Here is a 17,445-nt window from a genome sequence, read left to right as displayed (position 1 = left end):
CCATGGGAGGATGACGAGGCTCACGCAGCCTCCCCGATGCCCAACATCTTGTTCTGGCGCTCCAGCAGATCGGCGTCACTACCAAATGCCGCGTGGAACGTCTTGCTGCCGTCCATCAGGCTGGGGCCGTAATGGGCCCTCATTTCCTGATGGGTGCAGCCCCAGTTGACCAGTCCACGATGGTGCCAAGCGCAGAGACCCAGGCCATCCATATGGCCGATGCGCCGGCCGCCACTCAACAGGTGGTGGTAGTCACAGCCCGGATGGACCATGAAGAACTGCGGCGCATCCTCTTGCTCGCTACGGATGACGCAGGCCACGCACAGACCCTCCTTGCAGGCTACGATGCGTGCGGCCTCGGCTGCGGTCGGCATTCCGGTGGAGTGCTTCATCGGCGGCGCTCCCAGCGGTAGCGTGCCTTGTCGTTTCGCCACCAAAATCGAAGAAGATCGATAGGCGTATGGGGGCTATAAGCGATTGGGGTGTAGGTCGTGCCTTTCTTCTTTACCCATCTCCAACTCTCACAGCTCTCACGGTCTGCCTTGATAACGAAACGCAGACGATGCTTCGCCACGGTAGCGGAATCGAAATTCCATGGATGATCCAGCGGGTTGAGGGAATTCCCCATCCCTCGCGTATTGATCACCCAATGCATGGTGATATCTGTTTGTAGGTCACTCAAAGGCCACGGGTTCATACTGCCCTCCCCTGCCGCCGATGCTCGTCCTGATCCGCCCGGCCCCAGTAGTGCTGGAACGCCTTGGCCTCGTCCGTCCCTTCATCGAACGGGCACGAGGTGATCGGCTTGCGGTCGAGCCTGGCGCTATAACCAGCGTTGCTAGCCTTGGTCAGGCGGCTACGCGTCTTGTAGTCGGAGAAGTCCATCAGCCCTTCTCCCCAGCGAGGTCGGCGCGGATGTAGGCCGTCGCCTCACCGCCGCCCGTTATCGCGAAGTAGTCCGCCTCAGTCCTGCTCCAGCAAACGAGCGGTGGATGCCCCGCCCGCTTCACAAGCCACACGACGTTGGCGAAGTCCTCGGCCTTCCCCGCCGTAGTGCTGGTGTCGATCTGTTCGAGGTTCATCAGATGCCCTCGTGGTTGAAGTTGGGGTCGACCGCTCCGATGGCGCCTTCCAGCTCTCGCCCTGCTGTCTCCGCGCCGTCTACTCCATGTGCGTATGCGAACGCGACGAATGGCAGTGCGGCCTTACCGGCGTCTGCCAACCGTGTTGCGTTCTTGCAAAGGTCGAAACGGCCTTCACGGCAACGGCCGCAGCGCTCACACGCATTGCTATTGGTATTCATGCTGCTGCCCTCTGCAGGTTGTAGGACGGGTCCGGATCAGGGATGAACACCCCAGCGCGGGCGCCGACTCGTTGGCAAAATTCGACGTAATCCCAGAATGCGCGGCCTTCCAGCACGTCACGGTTCCCGTGTTCGTCGGTGGTTGTGGTGCGGATCGGGACTTGCTCGACTCGCCCACCTGGCAGCCGCTTTTCGCGCCATCCGAAGTGGCAGCCCAGCAGGTACTCGTGCACGTCGTCGCGCTCGTAGCCCTTGGCGTCGGCCAGAAGCGGGTAGACCACGGCCCACAGGTACGCGCACTGCGGCGGAGTCCGCTCCGGACGCGCAATGCTGATCTTCACGTTCACCGGTTTACCGGCGCTGTAGAAGCGCAGCATCTCGGACAGGTTCTTGATCGCCGATTCGCGGCCATTCGGCGGGAGGGTGATGATCTGGGTCATGACAGCACCATCGAGATGAGGCGAGGCAGTGACAGTGAGAACACCATCCAGAATCCGGCCCAGAACATGGCCACCAGTAGTCCAAAGAAAACAGCGAATGTGATCGCGATCTGAAACGACCTGTTGTCGAGGATGCTCACTTCTCACCCCCAATCCAGGTACGGATGAACCAGCGCACGTCGCACAGCTTCCAGCCCACGACTGCTGCGATCTCGGCCACGCTGCAGCGCTCGGCGTGCAGGAGGCGGACGGTTGATGCTTTGCTCATCGCTGCCCCCGGTGGCTCTGCCAGTCGAATGCCAGGACCGAACCGCACTCTCGGTAGCGGTCCATGACGCGGTGGCCTAGGAATTCCTCCAGCTCGTCCACGGACAGGTTGGAGATCAGGATGGTCGGAAGCATCGACTGGTAGCGCTCGTTCAAGACTTCGAACATCAGCAGCTTTTCGTGGTCGCTACCGACCTGTACGCCGACCTCATCGAGGATCAGAAGGTCAGGCTTCCCGAAGGCGTCGATAGCCTCCTGCTCCGACCTCTCGCTGCCCTTGCGGTAGGTTTCCTTGATCGACCGCAGCATTGAGGAGACCGTGATGAACAGGGCCGAGGACAGGTGCGCCTCCATGACCGTGCTGGCGATAGCGCAGGCCAAGTGGGTCTTGCCAGTGCCAGGGGCTCCTGTCAGGACCAGCGATGCACCTACCTTGCGCTTGTCGGTCCATTTCTCGGCATAGGCTCGGCAGACGCCCAGGGCGATCTTCTGCCCCTGCTGAGTTGCCACGTACCCGTCGAAGCTCCGGTCGGAGAACCGGGGCGGGATACCTGCGCGATGGAACAGCCGAACGACTTGCCCCATCCGTTCCCGGGCGGCCTCTTCTGCCTTCCGTGCGTCAGCTGCAGCCTGCTGCTCAGCCGAGCACTGCGGGCACTTCATGATGATTTTCGATCCGCCCAGCTCGGTCATGTCCAGAACCTTGGCCGTGTACGGGCCGTGGCTCCCACAGACCGCGTCAACCGTCTGCAATGGCTGCTCGGGCAGCGTCGCGAAGGTCGGGGGGTAGGTCTTCGATGGCTGTGCCTGCATAGGATTTACCTCGGAAGTCGGCGGATGCGGAGGGGCGAATTGGGACCACGGTTGAGGTCTTTTGAGGGCCTCCACGTGGGGCGTACAGGCCTCGCCAACCGCTCAAAATTGCGTTCTCGATCACGTGACGGGCGTCGAATCCCTGGGATCGAAGCTTGTCCAGCTCCCGGATCGACAACTCGGTGGCTTTGTCGGTCAGCGGGTTCTTGCCCTTTCGGCGGTACTCGACCCAATCAGCCCACACGGCAGGTTCAATCCAGTCCGGCAACACCAGCGCGCAGGCGCCTTTGGTGGTTGCTTTACTGGTGGTTCTTGATGGTTTGTGGTGGTTCGTGTCCGTTTCCCGGACCTCGTCTTCCGGCTGCCGGACCTCGTCTTCCGCCAAACGGACTAGTCCGCCGTTAGATGGACTAGTCCGGCTCCCGGACATGTCCGCCTTACGGGCTACTCCGGACCCCGAAAAGTCCTCGGGGCGGATGCTGTACGTGGTGCGATATCGGTCGGCGCGGTTCGCGATAACTACGCCGATCTTCTCCAGATGCTTGATTGCCTCGATGACCGCAGACTTGCCAAAGCAGGTGTACTCACACAGGCCCGCAATTGAAGGCCAGCACACGCCCTGGTCGTCGGCGTAGTCCGCCATAGCCATCAACACCGCCTTGGCAGTGGGAGGCATTTGGAGCGACCTGCAGGCGGTTGTGAGTACGTGGCTCATCTCAGTTCTTGATTGGGCGGGCGTGGAGCGGGATGACTCGTTCGGCGCGCTGTCTGTCTGATTCCCGCTGCAGCCAGCCGGGTGAGAAGTTGCGCCAGGGGTGAAGCGGCTTCTTCTTAGGGGTCGGTGCGGTCACGCTTGAGTCCCTCAAAGTTCACTACTGAGCCCTGCTGGGCCTTGAGCCTGTATCGCCGGTCCAGCTCGATACGGGCGGCGTGGATAAGAGCCTCATGCTCTGGAAGCCCTAGGGCCTCCGCGTATTCCTTTAGCCTTCGGCGCTCATCGCGCGACAGCTGTATTTCCATAGGCCCTCCCCGGGGACTTGTATGGACCTTCAAGCCGCATCGCGGTCGGAGCTACGCTGTTCCAAAGAAGCAATCCCAGCCAGGACCAGCTCCCGCACGAACACTGCGGGCTGACGACCGTTGAAGTTGGCGAGAGCCTCGATCACTGCCTTTTCCGAGTCGTTGAAACGGACCTTGATCGGGTTGTCGCGGAGGTGTGTGGGGTCTGCGTACATAGATGGAGCCTTGTCAGTGATGGGTACTTACTTAGCCCCTGCCCCCGCCGTAGCATTGGAGTTGCGACACAACCTCAACTACGACGGAGACAGGGATGGAACTCGAAGAACGTTTGGTGAAGCTGGAAGCCGAGAACGCGGTGCAGTCGGCGGTAATTCGTGCACTGGTGGAGATGCTTCCGCCCATCAATGCAGTGCTGGATACGCCTCTATTGAGAGCCGTCCAGACCGTCAATCACCGCGCTGCTGCGGAGCCGGAACCGATGAAACAGGCATTGCAGGACGCACTTGCTGCGTTGAATCCGATGAACATTCCCCGCAGGCGCGCATAGACCAAGAACTGACCGCTTCGCACCATGCTTCGGTGTCCGCCCTCTCGGCCTTGGTTGGCTTGTTCAACCAGGCCGAGAAGGCCTTTACGGCTTGGCGCAGCCAGACGCGGGGATGGCCCCAGCTGGTGAGCGGCGTCCACACGGGCGGCGGTTCGATATCAGGCAGCACGTCGGGCCCCCTTCTTCTTGGGGGCCGGGCCGAAGACGTCGGGGCGCTTCTGCGCAGCCTTCCAGCACCACGCGTCAGGGATCGGTTTGTCCTCTCCACGGCCAGTCAAGGACTGGCGAGGCAGGCCAAGGAAACGGGCGAACTCGGCGTTCGTCTCAATGCCGAGGGCGGTCTTTGCTTGGGCGAGGGTCGGGTTCATTGGCTTAGTAAATCATTGGTTACCTCGTGCAGTCAACCATAATTTCCACGAATCCGTCAATCATTTGTTACATGAGCATTGGCGCCCGCTTAGAAGAACTCAGGAAGGCCGCGCAGCTGACCCAGCAACAGGTTGCTGACGTGGTTGGCACGACAAAGCAGTACGTCGGCCGCCTGGAGAAGAGTCAGAACCAGAACCCGAACGGGGTCTTCCTCACCGGCTGGGCGCGATACTTCGGCGTCAATCCCCGTTGGCTCTCCACTGGGGAGGGGCCAAAGCAAGGATCTCCTGAACCGTCTCAGCCTGCGCGACCTGACTTCGTGAAGATGGGCCATGCGGTCGTTGTGCTTCGCCACTACCTTGAGCTGACAGGGAATCCTGTCGATTGGCTTGGTGACCCGGTGATGCTTGAAGCGGCCTATGAGGTTGTCGAGGAGTTCGATGGGGATAAGCCCCAGAACAACATCCTCGACATGACCAAGATCCTAGCCAAGAAGATCAGGGGGCATAGCGATGGACAGCAAGACCAGGTTCGAGGAGCTCGCACAGCGTCTGGCAGCAAGGGCTGAGGAGCTAAAGAAAGGCTCGGCCAATCGTCCCTGCTTTTCTGTTGTCTCAAGCGGGGTGCCCCCATCTGATGAAGATCAGATGGACCCCATCCTAAGAATGTCTCACTGCCGCATGATCCGTCACTATAGAAGGCGTTGGGGATATCCAATGCAGCTTCTTATCGACCAGGCATGCTTTGGTCGGTCAGGTCCAGAGAGCCTTTCGGATGAAGAACTGGTAAAGCTTCACCGCGACCTAGAAAAGGCACAAGAGTGCATCCATGAAGGAATTTCCTTTGAAGATGCCGGGCTTCTTAGATACCAGTACGGATAAGGGGGGGGGCATGCAAGCTTTGGTACTGACACTTCTAATGATGGGCGTCCCACAGGATCTTCCAGAGGCCTCCGGCAAAGACGAGGGGTGGGAGGATGCAGCGATGCATATGGCTACCTGTGCAGGCTATTGGGACTTCCTAAGTGATACCGCTAAGGCTGCGGGGAAGCCAGCTGTTGCTGAGCAACTTCACAACATGGGGAACGGCGCAGAAACGGCTGCTCTCTACTTTCTGTCTAGCCAGCATCTGTTGGCGGGCGGGAAGCCTCGCACCTATGGGAGCTGGAAAACAATGACAGATCCAAAGCGCGAGTCAGGGAAGCTTAGGATGATGGGCTTGGCCGAAATGAACGACCAAGAGACCATCGAGCTGGAAGGAAACCTCTGTCTCGAAAGCGCGAAGGTGCAGGAGCAAATCCTTCAGAACATGCGCCGTTCCAGGATGGATGAAGAAGCCAACGCCACCCCATAACTGAACGAATTCCATTTCGTTCATAATTTTCTTTGCGCGGAAAGTAACTTTTGATTGACCTCAAAGAGTAACCGATGGTTTACTGTCTCCAACGCCCACCACAGCCCATCCCGGGCCGGGGCTTGGAGACGAAGGCAGTGGACAAGACCTTTGAGCTTGAATTGGTAAGAGCGTCCGCCGAAGGCGAAGAGCGCTCGGTGGCAACCATCGAACGCCGAGACGACGAGATTTGGCTGTCTTCGGCCAGCGGTCTGCTCACCCTGATGATCGCCCTCCTCCCCTCCGAAGCCGTGACCATCGGCGAGCAGCTGATCGCTGCTGGTAAGGCGGGTGAGTGATGGGCCTGCACACCCCGACCGACATTGCCCGGAAAGCTCAGCGGAGCTACGACGCTCGCCTGCCGGATGACTCCGAGCGCTGGGACGCGATCAGCGACGTAGCCAACGAGTGCATCGAAGAGGAACGGGTCGGCGAGATGGTGCAGGCCCTGGTCGATGCGCTTCCGGTCCTGTCGAAGCTGTCACGAATCCCTGGCCTGAGCGCACCCGAAGCGGTGAACGCGATGGCTCTGTTCAAGCTGGCCCTGAGTCTCGACAAGAAGGTCGATGAGCAGGCCCGTCTCTTCTCTGACGTGAGGAACAGCTAATGATCATCCAGTTCCCGAACCCCACGGAGCGCCACGACATAAGCGTGGTGCGTGGTCTGGCGAAGCGGCACGGGTGGAGTGTTGGCGTAGTCCGCGCCTTCATCCAGCACGGTTGCCAGCGTAGCGAGATGAACGACCTTGCAGAGGCAGCCCGCCGCCAGCGCATGAACCAGGGCCACGGGCCGAAGGGGGCTGCGTGAACAACACAATCCGAATCTTGATCGCTGTCGTTGGTTGCATTTCGTGGTGCGCTCTTCTTGCGGTTCTTCGTGTTCCGTCAGCCGCGTCGTTCTTCCTCGGCATGCCAGCAGGGATTGTAGCGACAGAATGGGTTCTGCAGAACTGGAGCAGAAAGCCATGACCCGCTTCCTCCGCAGCTCGCCCTACTTTCCTCTGGCAGTGCAAGCAGTCATTGCCGCCGCAACAGTGACCCAGCTTGTGCTGGCTATGAATGAAGTTGTGCGATGAATCTGAGAGCTTTCTATGTCGATGACATGCCGACCATCTATGCCGCCGAGTCGGCTGATGAAGCCGCACGCCTCTATGAGGAAGACGTTGGCGATCCCTGCGATGAAGGCTATCCGCAAGAGGTGTCCGAAACAGAGCTTGACCGTTCGATCCCAGATTTTGGGGAAGACGAATTGCCTACCGGCGAGATGACGACCATACGGGCGTGGCTGGAAGAGGCAAGCCCAGGCTTTCTGTGCGGAGCCGAGTGATGACGCCCGCCTCCGAACTCAACCGCCTCTTCCCCGCCATCCCGAAGCCCGATCCGCTGGGCATGGGAACTGTCGAACTGGAAGAAGAGATCAACAAGCAGAAGAACCACCGTTGCGTCGCAGTCATGAAGTGGATCAGTCGCGAGGAAGCCGAAGCGATGTTTGATCAGGTAGACGCCGACGAGACAAACCATGGCCCTTGCGCACAGGTGGATTGCGATGGCTAGCACCAAAGCCACTGGTAGGAATTCAGAAATATTTGAGCGGAGAGTTCGGGAGCTGTTGGAAGCTGGATACAGCACCGCAGCCATCGCCAAAGAGACAGGCAAAAGCTACTTGCACACGGCTCGAATCGTGGCCCGAGTTCAACAGGAGAACGGCTAATGCGCACCCACTACCTGGTACTGGCTTCGTGCATCTGCCTGGTCGTCTTCCTCTGCTGCGGTGCGTGGTTCGTGTACCGGTACGAGGCTTACGAGGTCGCGGCAAGTGCGCTGCTTCTCGCCATCTTCGCCGCGCTGTTCGCCCACGACGAGCTGCACATCATCCGCAAGAAGCGCAACGACCGATTCAAACAGCCGCCGCTCACCACCGAACATGAAGGAGTTAGGAAATGATCAGCGCATGGGAAATCTACTGGGTGATGCAGCTTGATACGATCCGACAAGCATCGGTTGTGGCATCTGCCGTTGGGATCGTCGGGCTCACCGTTTTCATCGTGATTGGTTTTGACTCGTACAGCAGCGACAAGGTCATGAAACGAGTCTACTCCCTAGCTCCGCTGATTCTGTTCCCAGTTGCTGCTGCGACCTTTCTTCCGACCAGCAAAACAGCAGCAGCAATGATCGTCATCCCAGCAATCGCCAACAACGAGCGATTCCAGGCTGAGGCGGGCGACCTTTACCAGCTGGCTAAGCAGGGCCTGCAGAAGCTAGTAGCTGACGAGAAAGAAGACAAGACAGCCGCTGAGTAAGCGGGGCTGAGTTCTACGGAGGGAATGCGGAGTGGTGATCCGCAAACGAAATGCCTAAGCGATGGAATGACGCGGGCCTACTTAACAACAGCGTCTCGGTCCATCAAGCCGGAACCGCACCACCGGCCCCTCCACCCAATCCCCTGCCCTGTCGCTCCCCACGACAGGGACCCGCGCCAGCCGGGTCCAACGCTGGCACTAATTCAACGAGGCACACATGAACGCAGTAGTCGCTACGAAGGAAGATCGACAGCTCGCGCCTTATCAGGCTGCGATCCAGAAGAGCCAGGAAAGGTTCTTGGAGGTCGCTGCGTCGTCGGTCAACTACAAGCGCGAGTCGATGTTTGCACTGCAGGCGTTGATGAAGACCGATTTTGCGATGCAGGTTGCGAACAAGAACCCTGTTTCCGTCCAGATGGCGATGATCAACGTGGCCTCCACCGGCCTGACGCTGAATCCGGCCAACGGCTACGCCTACCTTGTGCCGCGTGACCGGGCCATCCACCTGGATATCAGCTACAAGGGCCTAATCAAGATCGCGACCGACACCGGCTCGATTGAGTGGGCGCGGGCTGACGTGGTGTACGAGAGGGACAGCTTCGCCTACCACGGCCCTGCTGCCCTGCCGGAACACACCGCAAACCCGTTCAATACGGATCGCGGCGAAATCATCGGCGTCTACTGCATCGCCAAGACGCATGCAGGCGACATCCTGACCGAGGTCATGGACCGCGCCGAGATCGACAAGGTTCGCTCTAAGTCGATGGCGAAGTCTGGCCCTTGGGTCGATTGGTTCGTCCAGATGTGCAAGAAGGCTGTGATCAAGCGCGCCAGCAAGACGTGGCCGTACACCGAGCAGTCGGGGCGCATTGATCAGGCCATCGAAATCGCCAACACGTCCGAAGGCGGCTACGACCTGGAATCCGAGGAAGAGAAGCTGCACAAGCGCCGTCAGCAGCATGACGCAGCGCTAGGCCGTCACTTTCGCAGCGTAGAGGCCATCAAGGAGGCGCTGGCCGCTGAGGAACCCGACATGCACTCGGTCGCCGAGATGTGGGGCGAGATTCCTCAAGAAGACCAGATGGCCCTGTGGTTGGCACCTACCAAGGGCGGCTACTTCACCACTGCTGAGCGCGCCGCAATCAAGAACGGCGTACCGAAGGCCACCAACGAGACTGAGGAACAGCAATGAGCGACGTGAAATTCATCAGCGGCCTGACCTTCAAGGCACCGCATGAGAAGGCCCCCAGCTACATCATGGCTCGCGGATCGATCAAGCGCGAAGATCTTATCGCGTGGCTCGGAACCGAACAGGGCGAGTGGATCAACTTCGACGTGAAGGTGTCACAGAACGGAAAGTGGTACGCCGCAGTGGACGAGTGGAAGCCGACCCAGTCAGGCGGCACCAGCTCCCGCCTAGGCGGTCAGGAGCAGCGCGAGCGGCCGCAGAGGGCTACGGACAATGCGCCGCGCGATGAGTTCCCGGATGACATTCCATTCGTGACGATGCAGGGGGGCTGGTGATGAGCGCCGAGACCGATTGGAGCGCCGTGGCCGATTCTGTCCACCGTGAGTGGGTGGATAGCGAGCGCGAGGAGAAGGCCGCAAAGCACCTGGAAGAGCTGCAGGACGAGATTGAGCGACTGAACGGGGTTGTCGCTGCCGTCTCCGACTACGCCGATCAGCTTACCTACAACGGCAAGTGGGCCAATGCCAGCGATGAGCAGATCGAGCGGAACCGAATCGCGCTGGAGCTCCGCAACATCTTGGGAGAGACCGAATGAGCGAGATCAAGCGGTGGGACATTGCGGCACTAGGAAACGGCTTCACTGGGATGACGCAGAGAGATGATGGCGCCTTCGTTCGTAACTCCGACCACGAGGCAGAGGTAGCCCGCCTGCGCGCTGAGGTGGAGGGGCTAGCACAGTCCCTTACTGAAGCTTTCGAAGCCGATAAAGAGCAATCGCGCGAGATCTCAGAAATTCGCACCAATTTAGAGAAGTATCAGAAGGCAGTGCGAAAGATCCGCGCACGAGCAGACAGCGAAGGAACGGCTAAGCAGCATGGAATGCAGTACGTCGCAGGCCTACGCAACGCCGCCAACATGATCGACGCCGCAATGGGAGCATCCGCATGATCCTCCACAAGCTTGAAATTGAGATGGAGCGCTGGGGGTCCAACAAGGGGAAGTACACCGGAACGGCAAAGTTCTCCGGTGACGCGGGCGAAGTGACGCTCAACCTCAACGAGCAACACATCGAAGAGATTTTCCGAACCTGCGCCGACAGCATCATTGAAACCTCCAAGGCAGCAGCACGCCACCTCACCTGTGCCGTGATCGAGCACAAGAAGACTATCGAGGCCAAGTCATGATCACCGACAACAAGACCCTGGCTGGCGTGCAGCCCGGTGGGAGGGTGAGGCTGGGGGGGGTGCTGCCGGAAGACGTGGCCCAAGCCCTCGCCACTGTGAACGAAGCAGCCAACGATGCTCGGCACGCTGGCAACTACAAGGTAGCGAATGCACTGGTCACCGCACGCGTCACCCTGAGCAAGCAGCTGCTCGCCCTCTCCGCCCAGCCCTCCCCGGGTGGTCAGGGGGATGTCGGCGCTAAGTTTGAGAAGACATGGCGCGAAGCCGCTGACACCTTCTCAATCTCGCGGGCCGCAGCACAGCACATATGGAACGCAGCCCTCGCCGCCCGCCAGCCGGTGGGGGAGATCCCCGCAGGATTCGTCCTGGTGCCGGAGAAGTTCGGCATCCCGGCTGAAGTGTGGGAGGGCGTCGAGTTCGTCATCGGCGGGCCAGGGACCGGCGAGGGAGAAGCCTACCTCGACAGCACCGCGTGGGTCGGGGACCTGCTCCAGGACGATGGAAGCGCCGTCTATGGCTTGCACCTGTCCTGCGACGAGTGCCCCGAAGAAGGCAGCGTGACGCTTTCTGTGTTCACCGCGCGCGCAGAGGTTCAGCCGTGAAGCGCCTTGTCTGCAAGATCGTAGGCCATCAGCCGCCTGTCTACGGCAGGAAGGGTTGGTGGTCGCCCGGCGAGGAATACGCGAAGGTCCGACTGGATGGCCGAGACGGCATCGGCCGCGAACACGCGCAGGTGATAGGCGAATGCCCGCGTTGTGGTGAGACCTACAGGATGTGCCGCATCCACGTCCCGAAGATCGACGGCAAGGCGGTGGGCAAATGAGCGGCGCAGCGGCCAAGGCAATGGCTGATGCACAGAGGGCTGCCGACCGAGCTCACCACGAGCAGCGAGTGGCCTGGCTGGAATCTCCGTCTCCCATGTGGGCGGATGGCGAAAGGGTGGCGCCCTGGGAGCGCGATCAGATGCTGATCTCCAGCCGCAACTACCTCAGCACCGGCGAAGGCTTCAATCATTGCCACTGCGATCCCCGCTGCATTGAAGCGGAGCAGAGCCATGGCTGACCAGCTGCTCACCGCTGCAATGGTCCATGTGTTCGCCCTGGGCGGGTTTGCGGCCGGCATCGCCACCCTGTGGGCGATCAGCCGCGCATGCCGCGCCGCGCGCAATGGGCTGCGCTGGTGCTGGCGGAGGTGCGCTTATGGCTGAAGGAGCCACCCGCCATGCTGGCAACCCCGCGTGCGAGGAATACACGTTGTGCGGTGTCGCCTGGGACTGCAACCACATGGACAGCTGCGCCGACGAACCGGACGTGTTCTTCGCCGAAGCTGGCCAGACGATCGACTGCGAGGATTGCCGGAAGGTCATCGCCTACTGCAAGGCGGTCAAGCGCTGGAAGGAACCAGGAAGATGACAGCCCAGCTTTTCCCCCGCGAACCGCGCCGCATGAAGCAGCCGGCCAAGGACGTGCTGCGTGAGCAGCTGGTGGTCGCGGCCGACGAAGTGATCCGCCTGCGCGCTGAGGTACTGCGCCTGCGCGGCCAGATTTACCAGGCCACCGAGCAGCTTCGCGCTGCGCTGGCCACGAACTGAAGGAGACCGACGATGGACGTTGAACAGAGGGCGCGGGAGCTGCTGGCTCGCTGCTTGGACGAATGGGGACACCCATGCGAAGCCGAGAACATCCGGGAAGGCGAGGACTTGGAGAGCTACGAATCCGAGTTGCGCCTGATATCCCAGCTCCTATTCTTCGGAATGGACACTGCGGATGGGCACGTACGTGCCGCCCTCACGCCGCCCGAGGGCCATGTAGTCGTGACCCGCAACGAGGCAGGCCAAGCCGTGGCAGTCACCCGCCAGGACGACGAAGGCCGGATTCTGTCCGTGATCGCGGAGTTTGAGGCGCCCGAGGGCGATATGGGGAATCCCATTTCGGTCCCAGATGGGTTCGTACTGGTTCCCAGATACGCCACGCAAGAGATGCGGTCGGCTGGAAACATGGAGATGGACAGGGTTAGAGCGGACCCGACAATGACTATTGCGTGTGTCGCCTACTACGCATGGGAAGCCATGCTCTCTGCTCGCCCGGAGGTGAAGCCGTGAGCGCCGCCATGATTAAGGGCGGCCAATGGACGGCATTCAATCCGCTGACTCAGATGGTTGAAACCGTGGATGGGACCGAGATCGCCATGGAGCTGACCGATAACGTCGAGTGTCTGGCGGATGTTCTGCACATCGCTAAGCTCCGAGACGACCAGAGGCGAAAGGAGGTGCCGAATGGGCGCGGCTGATGGCATGAAGCTGCTGGTATGCGGGGGACGGGACTACATCGATCAGGATCGCGTGTATTCGACGCTGGACCGTATCCACGTCAAGAGAAACATCCGCGTCTTGATCGAGGGAGGCGCCAATGGAGCCGATGCTATCGCGCGTCGATGGGCACACCTACGTGGTGTCACCTGCGCCACGGTCCCTGCCCAGTGGGATGCGCATGGCCGGAAGGCTGGGCCGATCCGAAACGCGGCGATGCTGACCCTCGGCCCCCATGGAGTGCTGGCATTCCCCGGCGGAAGCGGCACAGAAAACATGAAGCAGCTGGCGCGAGATGCTGGCGTGACTGTGATGGAGGTGAGCGATGGGGGCAGCTGAGGATCTGAACCTAGCAGGCAAGGACTGGCTAACCATCGAGGAAGCCGCGCACTACTGCGGGGTGTCGATAAGTCAGTTCAAAACGAAGGCCCATGAGTACGACCTCGACCCACGCGAGTTCATGGGCAGAAAGCTCTACGAGAAATCCGCCCTCTATCAGGCAATTTACAGCGCACGCAAATGGTCAAGGTCACAATCTACTGGCGGGACGGGATCGCCTACCTCAACTGGCGCGATGGCGGGAAGAGATTCCGCCCATCCATCGGTCGTGTCAGCCCTCGCAAAGCTGAGGAGATACGATCAGCGCGTGAAGCGGAGCTGAGGCACGGCGTCCGGATCATCTCCCGGGCGCCACTCCTGCGCGACTTTCTAGGCGTATGGCTGGATTGGTACAAGGCCGAGCATCCGACCACGCACGGGAAGGCCAAGAGCGAACTGCGGATCATCTTGGATAGCATGGGCCATCGCCCCATCGATACCCTGCGACCTATTGAGCTGGAGGCCTACAAGACGAAGCGCCTGGTGAAGGACAAGATGGCGCCAGAGACGGTTGGGAAGGAGATTCGGCGCCTGCAGGCCGCGCTGAGATGCGGGGTGCAGTGGAAGGAACTGGATGCGAACCCGTTTGAGGGGATCCAGGCGCCTAGAGGGGTGCGGAGCGTTGCCGTCCGGTTCTACACAGCCGATGCCATGCAGCAGCTCTATGCGGCCAATGCCGCCCGAGCGAATCTGTGGCGGTTCATGGCTCACACCGGGATCCGGCGCGGCGAGCTGATGCACCTGCGGCACGAGAACGTGGTTGCTGGTCGCCTACTGGTCGAGAGCGATCCGGACGAGGACGGTGATGGGCGCACGAAGTCGGGGAAGTGGCGTGAGGTTCCACTGAACACCCATGCTGCAGCCGCTCTAGCCACCCTCCCCGATCCGCTGGTGAGTGTCCACAAGGACACTGTGAGCGACTGGTTCAAGGATGATGCGACGGCGGCGGGTGTTGGCGGGAGTCTTCACCGCCTAAGGCACACATTCTGCGCCCACATGGTCATTGCCGGGGTGCCGCTGCGACGCGTGCAGATCCTGGCCGGACACGCTGACTACGCCACTACAGAGAAGTACTACGCGCACCTGACCCCTGAGGGCGATGACGGCGCGGTGGCGAAGCTAACCTATTGATTCGCCATTGTGACCACTGTGACCAACAGGCAACTTTTTATGGCCTGATATGGCCTGCGACTGGATAACGACTGCTGCAAGTCATTGATTCTGGTGACCCCGGCCCGATTCGAACGGGCGACCTTCCCCTTAGGAGGGGGACGCTCTATCCAGCTGAGCTACGGGGCCATGCAGCCGTGAAGTTTACAGGCAACATACCCTGCCCTCCAAGCATTCATGCTCCGTGCGATTCCGCTGGCGCGTTGCACCATGGCCGGACAGGCCGCTCTGCTACCATCGGCGATTCAGTTCATCGCGTCCCCCACCTGCCCGCGATGGCACCAAACAACGTAACGAAACACAGGAGTCTGCATGTCTTCCGAGCTGCTCAAGTCCCTTGGCCTGGACGCGATCAACGCTGGCACGTACCTGGGCAACGGGGAGTGGTCGAGCGCGACCAGCGGTGAGCTGATCACCCCGGTCAACCCGACCACCGGCGAGCCGATCGCGCAGGTCCGCGCGACCACCGAGGCCGAGTACGAGACCGTCGTCGCCCGCGCCCAGGAAGCATTCAAGGTCTGGCGCACCACGCCGGCGCCGCGTCGCGGTGAAGCCGTGCGCCTGTGCGGTGAAGCACTGCGCAAGCACAAGGATGCGCTGGGCTCGCTGGTCGCCCTGGAAATGGGCAAGAGCAAGCCGGAAGGCGATGGCGAAGTGCAGGAGATGATCGACATCGCCGATTTCGCCGTGGGCCAGAGCCGCATGCTGTACGGCTACACCATGCATTCCGAGCGTCCCGGCCACCGCATGTACGAGCAGTACCACCCGCTGGGCCTGGTCGGCATCATCTCGGCCTTCAACTTCCCGGTCGCGGTGTGGAGCTGGAATTCGTTCCTGGCGGCCATCTGTGGCGACGTGTGCATCTGGAAGCCGTCCAACAAGACCCCGCTGACCGCCATCGCCTCGCTGAAGATCTGCAACGATGCCCTGCGCGAAGCCGGCTTCCCGGACATCTTCTTCCTGATCAACGACGCTGGTACCGCACTGTCTGAAAAGATGGTCGATGACCGTCGCGTGCCGCTGATCAGCTTCACCGGCTCGACCCAGGTCGGCCGCACCGTCAACGAGAAGGTCGCCCGCCGCCTCGGCCGCTGCCTGCTGGAACTGGGTGGCAACAACGCCATCATCCTGGACGAAACCGCCGACCTGAAGCTGGCCGTGCCGGGCATCGTGTTCGGCGCCGTCGGCACCGCCGGCCAGCGCTGCACCACCACCCGCCGCCTGATCGTGCACCGCTCGATCTACGCCGACGTGCTGGCCACCCTGGTCAAGGCCTACAAGCAGGTCGAAGGCAAGATCGGCGACCCGACCGATGCCGCCAACCTGATGGGCCCGCTGAACAGCGACGGTGCCGTGCAGCAGTTCCTCGATGCCATCGCCCAGGCGAAGACTGCCGGCGGCACCATCGAAACCGGCGGCACCCGCATCGACCGCGCAGGCAACTTCGTGCTGCCGGCCATCGTCTCCGGCCTGAAGAACAGCGACGCCGTGGTCCAGCACGAGACCTTCGCGCCGATCCTGTACGTGATGCCGTACGACAGCATCGACGAAGCCATCGACATGCAGAACGGCGTGCCGCAGGGCCTGTCGTCCTCGATCTTCACCCAGAACCTGAAGACTGCCGAGAAGTTCCTGTCGGCGGCCGGCAGCGACTGCGGCATCGCCAACATCAACATCGGCACGTCCGGTGCGGAGATCGGCGGCGCGTTCGGTGGCGAAAAGGACACCGGCGGTGGCCGTGAGTCGGGTTCGGATGCGTGGAAGGTCTACATGCGTCGCCAGACCAACACCATCAACTATTCGGATTCGCTGCCGCTGGCCCAGGGCATCAAGTTCGATCTGTGATGGCAGACGTTTCTGCCATGGCTGCGGGTCAGAGCCCCTCCGGGGATCTGACCCCTGCCCAAGGCCGCATCCCCAATGGGGCTCCGACCCTCGATTTCACCGGTCGCCGCGTGCTGATCGCCGGCGGCAGCAAGGGCATCGGTCGTGAAATGGCGCTGGCATTTGCCCGCGCCGGTGCGCAGGTCTCGGCCTGCGCGCGCGGCCAGGCCGGCCTGGATGCCCTGCGTGCCGATGCGCAGGCACAGGGCACCCCGCTGCATACCGCCTCTGCGGATCTGGCCGACGTCGGCCAGATCCAGGCCTGGCTGCAGGCCGCTGCCGATGCACTCGGCGGCATCGATGTGCTGGTCAACAACGCCACCGGCTACGGGATGGCCGATGACGAAGAGGGCTGGGCCGCCAGCCTGCAGATCGATCTGATGGCGGCGGTGCGGGCTTCGCGCCTGGCACAGCCGTGGCTGCGCGCATCCAGCGATGCCTGCATCCTCAACCTGTCATCGATCGCCGCACAGCAGCCACGCCCCGGTGGCGCGCCCTACGCCGCCGCCAAGGCCGCGCTGTCGCACTACACCACCTCGCAGGCACTGGCGCTGGCCAAGGACCGGATCCGGGTCAACGCCATCGCACCCGGCTCCATCGAATTCGACGATGGCCTGTGGGATCGCCGCCGCATCGAAGACCCCGCGCTGTACCACGGCACCCTGGCGAAGATCCCGTTCGGCCGCTTCGGCCATCCGCGCGAGATTGCCGACGCCGTCCTGTTCCTGTGCTCGCCGCTGGCGCGCTGGATCACCGGCCATGTGCTCAATGTGGACGGTGGCCAGGTGTTGATGGGCTGACATCGGCACCCTGTAGCTGCCAACCTTGGCTGACATGCCTTTCGTCGACCAAGGTCGACACCTACCTCATCCTTGCACTTGC

34 protein-coding genes and 1 tRNA gene are annotated in these 17,445 nt (G+C 61.4%); 26 read left to right on the top strand and 9 right to left on the bottom strand.

Annotated features, from left to right (window positions below; genetic code table 11):
• Nucleotides 1-20: 20 nt before the first annotated feature.
• The 8 genes from QP552_RS09180 to QP552_RS09145 all read right to left on the bottom strand — a co-directional run bounded on the left by QP552_RS09180 (nucleotide 21) and on the right by QP552_RS09145 (nucleotide 4,058).
• Complete coding sequence (locus QP552_RS09180; RefSeq protein ID WP_286075675.1) at nucleotides 21-392, bottom strand: Ref family recombination enhancement nuclease; 372 nt, start codon at nucleotides 390-392, stop codon at nucleotides 21-23.
• A 301-nt stretch (nucleotides 393-693) separates the two neighbouring features.
• Nucleotides 694-885 (bottom strand): hypothetical protein, encoded by a 192-nt coding sequence (locus QP552_RS09175; protein ID WP_286075674.1) that lies wholly within the window; start codon nucleotides 883-885, stop codon nucleotides 694-696.
• Nucleotides 885-1,082 (bottom strand): hypothetical protein, encoded by a 198-nt coding sequence (locus QP552_RS09170; RefSeq protein WP_286075673.1) that lies wholly within the window; start codon nucleotides 1,080-1,082, stop codon nucleotides 885-887. The genes QP552_RS09175 and QP552_RS09170 overlap by 1 nt, the downstream gene beginning before the upstream one ends.
• Before the next feature lie 217 nt (nucleotides 1,083-1,299).
• Nucleotides 1,300-1,743: a hypothetical protein gene (locus QP552_RS09165; RefSeq protein WP_286075671.1), complete on the bottom strand. Its 444-nt coding sequence runs from the start codon at nucleotides 1,741-1,743 to the stop codon at nucleotides 1,300-1,302.
• 136 nt (nucleotides 1,744-1,879) lie between these two features.
• Nucleotides 1,880-2,011: a hypothetical protein gene (locus QP552_RS09160; protein ID WP_258012092.1), complete on the bottom strand. Its 132-nt coding sequence runs from the start codon at nucleotides 2,009-2,011 to the stop codon at nucleotides 1,880-1,882.
• Entirely contained in the window at nucleotides 2,008-2,703 is a 696-nt protein-coding gene (locus tag QP552_RS09155; RefSeq protein WP_286075668.1) for an ATP-binding protein, read from the bottom strand. The genes QP552_RS09160 and QP552_RS09155 overlap by 4 nt, the downstream gene beginning before the upstream one ends.
• Nucleotides 2,704-2,749: 46 nt before the next feature.
• Nucleotides 2,750-3,499, bottom strand: a complete 750-nt coding sequence (locus QP552_RS09150; protein WP_286075666.1) for a helix-turn-helix domain-containing protein — start codon at nucleotides 3,497-3,499, stop codon at nucleotides 2,750-2,752.
• A gap of 373 nt (nucleotides 3,500-3,872) precedes the next feature.
• Entirely contained in the window at nucleotides 3,873-4,058 is a 186-nt protein-coding gene (locus QP552_RS09145; protein ID WP_019658943.1) for a hypothetical protein, read from the bottom strand.
• 95 nt (nucleotides 4,059-4,153) lie between these two features.
• Here QP552_RS09145 and QP552_RS09140 point away from each other — a divergent pair, with 95 nt between their 5' ends.
• The 24 genes from QP552_RS09140 (at nucleotide 4,154) to QP552_RS09025 (ending at nucleotide 14,640) form a co-directional block, all read left to right on the top strand.
• The gene (locus tag QP552_RS09140) at nucleotides 4,154-4,390 is read left to right on the top strand and encodes a hypothetical protein (protein ID WP_114618461.1); all 237 of its coding nucleotides are present in this window, start codon (nucleotides 4,154-4,156) and stop codon (nucleotides 4,388-4,390) included.
• A 439-nt stretch (nucleotides 4,391-4,829) separates the two neighbouring features.
• Complete coding sequence (locus QP552_RS09135) at nucleotides 4,830-5,327, top strand: helix-turn-helix domain-containing protein (RefSeq protein ID WP_286075662.1); 498 nt, start codon at nucleotides 4,830-4,832, stop codon at nucleotides 5,325-5,327.
• Between the two features lie 260 nt (nucleotides 5,328-5,587).
• Nucleotides 5,588-6,112 carry a hypothetical protein gene (locus tag QP552_RS09130; protein ID WP_286075661.1) on the top strand — a complete coding sequence of 175 codons (525 nt, stop codon included), beginning with the start codon at nucleotides 5,588-5,590 and terminating at the stop codon, nucleotides 6,110-6,112.
• Between the two features lie 137 nt (nucleotides 6,113-6,249).
• Nucleotides 6,250-6,450: a hypothetical protein gene (locus QP552_RS09125; protein ID WP_286075659.1), complete on the top strand. Its 201-nt coding sequence runs from the start codon at nucleotides 6,250-6,252 to the stop codon at nucleotides 6,448-6,450.
• Nucleotides 6,450-6,758: a hypothetical protein gene (locus tag QP552_RS09120; protein ID WP_286075657.1), complete on the top strand. Its 309-nt coding sequence runs from the start codon at nucleotides 6,450-6,452 to the stop codon at nucleotides 6,756-6,758. The genes QP552_RS09125 and QP552_RS09120 overlap by 1 nt, the downstream gene beginning before the upstream one ends.
• Nucleotides 6,758-6,958, top strand: a complete 201-nt coding sequence (locus QP552_RS09115; protein WP_286075655.1) for a hypothetical protein — start codon at nucleotides 6,758-6,760, stop codon at nucleotides 6,956-6,958. The genes QP552_RS09120 and QP552_RS09115 overlap by 1 nt, the downstream gene beginning before the upstream one ends.
• A 264-nt stretch (nucleotides 6,959-7,222) precedes the next feature.
• Nucleotides 7,223-7,477 carry a hypothetical protein gene (locus QP552_RS09110; RefSeq protein WP_286075653.1) on the top strand — a complete coding sequence of 85 codons (255 nt, stop codon included), beginning with the start codon at nucleotides 7,223-7,225 and terminating at the stop codon, nucleotides 7,475-7,477.
• Entirely contained in the window at nucleotides 7,477-7,704 is a 228-nt protein-coding gene (locus tag QP552_RS09105) for a hypothetical protein (protein ID WP_286075651.1), read from the top strand. The genes QP552_RS09110 and QP552_RS09105 overlap by 1 nt, the downstream gene beginning before the upstream one ends.
• Before the next feature lie 156 nt (nucleotides 7,705-7,860).
• Nucleotides 7,861-8,094 (top strand): hypothetical protein, encoded by a 234-nt coding sequence (locus tag QP552_RS09100; RefSeq protein ID WP_286075649.1) that lies wholly within the window; start codon nucleotides 7,861-7,863, stop codon nucleotides 8,092-8,094.
• A complete protein-coding gene (locus tag QP552_RS09095) occupies nucleotides 8,091-8,450 on the top strand; it encodes a hypothetical protein (RefSeq protein ID WP_286075648.1) in 360 nt (119 codons plus the stop codon). Before QP552_RS09100 ends, QP552_RS09095 begins: the two co-directional genes overlap by 4 nt.
• A 217-nt stretch (nucleotides 8,451-8,667) precedes the next feature.
• Nucleotides 8,668-9,642, top strand: coding sequence for a recombinase RecT (locus QP552_RS09090; RefSeq protein ID WP_286075646.1), 975 nt, complete (start codon nucleotides 8,668-8,670; stop codon nucleotides 9,640-9,642).
• Nucleotides 9,639-9,974 carry a hypothetical protein gene (locus QP552_RS09085; RefSeq protein ID WP_286075644.1) on the top strand — a complete coding sequence of 112 codons (336 nt, stop codon included), beginning with the start codon at nucleotides 9,639-9,641 and terminating at the stop codon, nucleotides 9,972-9,974. The genes QP552_RS09090 and QP552_RS09085 overlap by 4 nt, the downstream gene beginning before the upstream one ends.
• The gene (locus tag QP552_RS09080; RefSeq protein ID WP_286075643.1) at nucleotides 9,974-10,234 is read left to right on the top strand and encodes a hypothetical protein; all 261 of its coding nucleotides are present in this window, start codon (nucleotides 9,974-9,976) and stop codon (nucleotides 10,232-10,234) included. Before QP552_RS09085 ends, QP552_RS09080 begins: the two co-directional genes overlap by 1 nt.
• A complete protein-coding gene (locus QP552_RS09075) occupies nucleotides 10,231-10,587 on the top strand; it encodes a hypothetical protein (protein WP_286075642.1) in 357 nt (118 codons plus the stop codon). Before QP552_RS09080 ends, QP552_RS09075 begins: the two co-directional genes overlap by 4 nt.
• The gene (locus tag QP552_RS09070; protein ID WP_286075641.1) at nucleotides 10,584-10,823 is read left to right on the top strand and encodes a hypothetical protein; all 240 of its coding nucleotides are present in this window, start codon (nucleotides 10,584-10,586) and stop codon (nucleotides 10,821-10,823) included. Before QP552_RS09075 ends, QP552_RS09070 begins: the two co-directional genes overlap by 4 nt.
• The gene (locus QP552_RS09065; protein WP_286075640.1) at nucleotides 10,820-11,425 is read left to right on the top strand and encodes a hypothetical protein; all 606 of its coding nucleotides are present in this window, start codon (nucleotides 10,820-10,822) and stop codon (nucleotides 11,423-11,425) included. The genes QP552_RS09070 and QP552_RS09065 overlap by 4 nt, the downstream gene beginning before the upstream one ends.
• Nucleotides 11,422-11,646 (top strand): hypothetical protein, encoded by a 225-nt coding sequence (locus QP552_RS09060; protein WP_286075639.1) that lies wholly within the window; start codon nucleotides 11,422-11,424, stop codon nucleotides 11,644-11,646. Before QP552_RS09065 ends, QP552_RS09060 begins: the two co-directional genes overlap by 4 nt.
• 231 nt (nucleotides 11,647-11,877) lie before the next feature.
• On the top strand, nucleotides 11,878-12,030 hold the full coding sequence (locus QP552_RS09055; RefSeq protein WP_286075638.1) for a hypothetical protein: 153 nt from the start codon (nucleotides 11,878-11,880) through the stop codon (nucleotides 12,028-12,030).
• Entirely contained in the window at nucleotides 12,023-12,235 is a 213-nt protein-coding gene (locus tag QP552_RS09050; RefSeq protein WP_286075637.1) for a hypothetical protein, read from the top strand. The genes QP552_RS09055 and QP552_RS09050 overlap by 8 nt, the downstream gene beginning before the upstream one ends.
• Nucleotides 12,232-12,414, top strand: coding sequence for a hypothetical protein (locus QP552_RS09045; protein WP_088611176.1), 183 nt, complete (start codon nucleotides 12,232-12,234; stop codon nucleotides 12,412-12,414). The genes QP552_RS09050 and QP552_RS09045 overlap by 4 nt, the downstream gene beginning before the upstream one ends.
• 12 nt (nucleotides 12,415-12,426) lie before the next feature.
• Nucleotides 12,427-12,924 carry a hypothetical protein gene (locus QP552_RS09040; RefSeq protein WP_286075636.1) on the top strand — a complete coding sequence of 166 codons (498 nt, stop codon included), beginning with the start codon at nucleotides 12,427-12,429 and terminating at the stop codon, nucleotides 12,922-12,924.
• Complete coding sequence (locus QP552_RS09035) at nucleotides 12,921-13,112, top strand: hypothetical protein (RefSeq protein WP_286075635.1); 192 nt, start codon at nucleotides 12,921-12,923, stop codon at nucleotides 13,110-13,112. The genes QP552_RS09040 and QP552_RS09035 overlap by 4 nt, the downstream gene beginning before the upstream one ends.
• Nucleotides 13,099-13,470, top strand: coding sequence for a DUF2493 domain-containing protein (locus QP552_RS09030; protein ID WP_286075634.1), 372 nt, complete (start codon nucleotides 13,099-13,101; stop codon nucleotides 13,468-13,470). The genes QP552_RS09035 and QP552_RS09030 overlap by 14 nt, the downstream gene beginning before the upstream one ends.
• A 180-nt stretch (nucleotides 13,471-13,650) precedes the next feature.
• Complete coding sequence (locus QP552_RS09025) at nucleotides 13,651-14,640, top strand: tyrosine-type recombinase/integrase (protein WP_286075633.1); 990 nt, start codon at nucleotides 13,651-13,653, stop codon at nucleotides 14,638-14,640.
• 91 nt (nucleotides 14,641-14,731) lie between these two features.
• On the opposite strand, the gene QP552_RS09020 is transcribed toward QP552_RS09025, so the two are convergent.
• Nucleotides 14,732-14,808, bottom strand: a tRNA-Arg gene (locus QP552_RS09020).
• A 183-nt stretch (nucleotides 14,809-14,991) separates the two neighbouring features.
• Here QP552_RS09020 and QP552_RS09015 point away from each other — a divergent pair.
• The gene (locus QP552_RS09015; RefSeq protein ID WP_286075632.1) at nucleotides 14,992-16,524 is read left to right on the top strand and encodes an aldehyde dehydrogenase family protein; all 1,533 of its coding nucleotides are present in this window, start codon (nucleotides 14,992-14,994) and stop codon (nucleotides 16,522-16,524) included.
• Nucleotides 16,524-17,363 (top strand): SDR family oxidoreductase, encoded by an 840-nt coding sequence (locus tag QP552_RS09010; RefSeq protein WP_286075631.1) that lies wholly within the window; start codon nucleotides 16,524-16,526, stop codon nucleotides 17,361-17,363. Before QP552_RS09015 ends, QP552_RS09010 begins: the two co-directional genes overlap by 1 nt.
• Nucleotides 17,364-17,445 lie beyond the last annotated feature (82 nt).

Origin of the sequence: Stenotrophomonas sp. 59, from assembly GCF_030291095.1 — a bacterium.
Lineage (GTDB): Bacteria > Pseudomonadota > Gammaproteobacteria > Xanthomonadales > Xanthomonadaceae > Stenotrophomonas > Stenotrophomonas maltophilia_Q.
The sequence above is the reverse complement of the archived record's forward strand: the minus strand, read 5'-3'. Positions and strand labels throughout refer to the sequence as shown.

Coding starts and splice junctions, on each gene's coding strand:
- QP552_RS09180 (WP_286075675.1), bottom strand. CDS start 392: ATGAAGCACTCCACCGGAATGCCGACCGCAGCCGAGGCCGCACGCATC.
- QP552_RS09175 (WP_286075674.1), bottom strand. CDS start 885: ATGGACTTCTCCGACTACAAGACGCGTAGCCGCCTGACCAAGGCTAGC.
- QP552_RS09170 (WP_286075673.1), bottom strand. CDS start 1,082: ATGAACCTCGAACAGATCGACACCAGCACTACGGCGGGGAAGGCCGAG.
- QP552_RS09165 (WP_286075671.1), bottom strand. CDS start 1,743: ATGACCCAGATCATCACCCTCCCGCCGAATGGCCGCGAATCGGCGATC.
- QP552_RS09160 (WP_258012092.1), bottom strand. CDS start 2,011: ATGAGCAAAGCATCAACCGTCCGCCTCCTGCACGCCGAGCGCTGCAGC.
- QP552_RS09155 (WP_286075668.1), bottom strand. CDS start 2,703: ATGACCGAGCTGGGCGGATCGAAAATCATCATGAAGTGCCCGCAGTGC.
- QP552_RS09150 (WP_286075666.1), bottom strand. CDS start 3,499: ATGCCTCCCACTGCCAAGGCGGTGTTGATGGCTATGGCGGACTACGCC.
- QP552_RS09145 (WP_019658943.1), bottom strand. CDS start 4,058: ATGTACGCAGACCCCACACACCTCCGCGACAACCCGATCAAGGTCCGT.
- QP552_RS09140 (WP_114618461.1), top strand. CDS start 4,154: ATGGAACTCGAAGAACGTTTGGTGAAGCTGGAAGCCGAGAACGCGGTG.
- QP552_RS09135 (WP_286075662.1), top strand. CDS start 4,830: ATGAGCATTGGCGCCCGCTTAGAAGAACTCAGGAAGGCCGCGCAGCTG.
- QP552_RS09130 (WP_286075661.1), top strand. CDS start 5,588: ATGAAGGAATTTCCTTTGAAGATGCCGGGCTTCTTAGATACCAGTACG.
- QP552_RS09120 (WP_286075657.1), top strand. CDS start 6,450: ATGGGCCTGCACACCCCGACCGACATTGCCCGGAAAGCTCAGCGGAGC.
- QP552_RS09115 (WP_286075655.1), top strand. CDS start 6,758: ATGATCATCCAGTTCCCGAACCCCACGGAGCGCCACGACATAAGCGTG.
- QP552_RS09110 (WP_286075653.1), top strand. CDS start 7,223: ATGAATCTGAGAGCTTTCTATGTCGATGACATGCCGACCATCTATGCC.
- QP552_RS09105 (WP_286075651.1), top strand. CDS start 7,477: ATGACGCCCGCCTCCGAACTCAACCGCCTCTTCCCCGCCATCCCGAAG.
- QP552_RS09100 (WP_286075649.1), top strand. CDS start 7,861: ATGCGCACCCACTACCTGGTACTGGCTTCGTGCATCTGCCTGGTCGTC.
- QP552_RS09095 (WP_286075648.1), top strand. CDS start 8,091: ATGATCAGCGCATGGGAAATCTACTGGGTGATGCAGCTTGATACGATC.
- QP552_RS09090 (WP_286075646.1), top strand. CDS start 8,668: ATGAACGCAGTAGTCGCTACGAAGGAAGATCGACAGCTCGCGCCTTAT.
- QP552_RS09085 (WP_286075644.1), top strand. CDS start 9,639: ATGAGCGACGTGAAATTCATCAGCGGCCTGACCTTCAAGGCACCGCAT.
- QP552_RS09080 (WP_286075643.1), top strand. CDS start 9,974: ATGAGCGCCGAGACCGATTGGAGCGCCGTGGCCGATTCTGTCCACCGT.
- QP552_RS09075 (WP_286075642.1), top strand. CDS start 10,231: ATGAGCGAGATCAAGCGGTGGGACATTGCGGCACTAGGAAACGGCTTC.
- QP552_RS09070 (WP_286075641.1), top strand. CDS start 10,584: ATGATCCTCCACAAGCTTGAAATTGAGATGGAGCGCTGGGGGTCCAAC.
- QP552_RS09065 (WP_286075640.1), top strand. CDS start 10,820: ATGATCACCGACAACAAGACCCTGGCTGGCGTGCAGCCCGGTGGGAGG.
- QP552_RS09055 (WP_286075638.1), top strand. CDS start 11,878: ATGGCTGACCAGCTGCTCACCGCTGCAATGGTCCATGTGTTCGCCCTG.
- QP552_RS09050 (WP_286075637.1), top strand. CDS start 12,023: ATGGCTGAAGGAGCCACCCGCCATGCTGGCAACCCCGCGTGCGAGGAA.
- QP552_RS09045 (WP_088611176.1), top strand. CDS start 12,232: ATGACAGCCCAGCTTTTCCCCCGCGAACCGCGCCGCATGAAGCAGCCG.
- QP552_RS09040 (WP_286075636.1), top strand. CDS start 12,427: ATGGACGTTGAACAGAGGGCGCGGGAGCTGCTGGCTCGCTGCTTGGAC.
- QP552_RS09030 (WP_286075634.1), top strand. CDS start 13,099: ATGGGCGCGGCTGATGGCATGAAGCTGCTGGTATGCGGGGGACGGGAC.
- QP552_RS09025 (WP_286075633.1), top strand. CDS start 13,651: ATGGTCAAGGTCACAATCTACTGGCGGGACGGGATCGCCTACCTCAAC.
- QP552_RS09015 (WP_286075632.1), top strand. CDS start 14,992: ATGTCTTCCGAGCTGCTCAAGTCCCTTGGCCTGGACGCGATCAACGCT.
- QP552_RS09010 (WP_286075631.1), top strand. CDS start 16,524: ATGGCAGACGTTTCTGCCATGGCTGCGGGTCAGAGCCCCTCCGGGGAT.